Genomic DNA, 1,398 nt, shown 5'->3' with positions numbered 1-1,398 from the left:
TCCTACAAATCGCCTCAACACGATATAAGTCTTTATTGTTATGGATGAAATCCACCCTTATTTGTGTGTGCGGTCGAGCTCCGCCTGGGCGAAAAAAAGCGGCTGCTTTACGTAGAATTTCGTTAGCACGTTGCAGTTCTTTATTTTCACGTTCCAGTTGTTTGATACGTTCTTGGTCTGAAAGCTGCTGTAATTTAACTGGATTTTGTTTATCTAAATATTTTTGATACCAAACACGTAGTGTTTCAGGAGTACAACCGATCTTAGGCGCAATTGCTGTGATTGCAGCCCAAGTAGAAGGATAATCTTTTTCAGATTCAATTAATAATTGAACCGCTCTTTCTCTGATTTCAGGGGTATATTTTAATTTTGTCATCGGGACACTACGCTTCGCTACGTCTTGCGAAGCAATGCTTCTCATCTCAGAATATTGACTCTCCGACAAACCCGGTACAGTTCACTTAAACACTTTCCCACTAATACGAATAATTATCTTTCAATCTTTGCGCTATTTCTTTATATTTATGAATTTTTACCTAACTATATAAATATTGAGGGATTTTTGTGAAACATTTTTTTCTTATACTAACTTTTGGGTTGTTAATCACTACACTTTCAGGATGTGCAACATCTCGTGGACTTATCAAAGTTCCAAACTCTAATCAAGTTTCTACACAAGAGGCCAGTAATTCTAAAAAAGTGATTATTGCACTTGTTGAAGATGAAAGGTCTTTTCAAGATAAACCACCAACTGCTGATATCCCATCTTTAAAAGGTGGTTTAGCAAAGGCTACGGCTGAAGAAAAAGCAAAAGCTGTAGCTCGAAAGCGTAACGGTTATGGAAAAGCTTTAGGTGATATTCTTTTAGAGAAAGAAACGGTTTCTGAATTATTAAAGAAACGTACAACTCTAGCCCTTAAGAAATCAGGCTATGAAGTTCTTGAAGATAATGCTGCCAATCGCGCGAACGCAGACCTAGTTTTGAATATTAAAATTAATAAATTCTGGTCTTGGTTCCAGCCAGGATTTGCATCTATTAAAATCCATTCTGAAATTGATACCGATATCTTCAATACGAAGAAATCGCCAGCTGAACCTATTCACGTTTACAGCAAAGTTGTTAGATCAGCACAGGTAGCCAATGGTACAAAATGGATTGAAAATATTGATAATGTTTTGAATGACTATGAAGCTAAATTAATTTCATCTTTGCCTAAAGTTACCCCCTAATAAATCATTTTAGATCCAAATTATAGACTCTTAGAATAAAGCTCTTTTAGAAGAGCTTTATCATTTTATCTATCTGTCCCGTCCTGAAATAAGTTTACACCTTAAGAGACTTATTTTATGGAACATGCACGAGAACAACGAGTTAAACGTACACAACGTGATTATAGC

2 protein-coding genes are annotated in these 1,398 nt (G+C 35.9%); one reads left to right on the top strand and one right to left on the bottom strand.

Annotated elements, in window-relative coordinates:
• Positions 1-376 (bottom strand): transposase (locus tag ACG9ZB_RS16650; RefSeq protein ID WP_419326796.1); only part of this gene is annotated, 376 nt, incomplete at its 3' end.
• Positions 377-564: 188 nt separating this feature from the next.
• Here ACG9ZB_RS16650 and ACG9ZB_RS16645 point away from each other — a divergent pair.
• Positions 565-1,230, top strand: coding sequence for a flagellar biosynthesis protein (locus tag ACG9ZB_RS16645; protein ID WP_419326795.1), 666 nt, complete (start codon positions 565-567; stop codon positions 1,228-1,230).
• Positions 1,231-1,398: the final 168 nt, after the last annotated feature.

Source organism: Acinetobacter johnsonii (assembly GCF_048551975.1).
In the GTDB taxonomy this organism is placed as follows: domain Bacteria; phylum Pseudomonadota; class Gammaproteobacteria; order Pseudomonadales; family Moraxellaceae; genus Acinetobacter; species Acinetobacter johnsonii_A.
The sequence above is the reverse complement of the archived record's forward strand: the minus strand, read 5'-3'. Positions and strand labels throughout refer to the sequence as shown.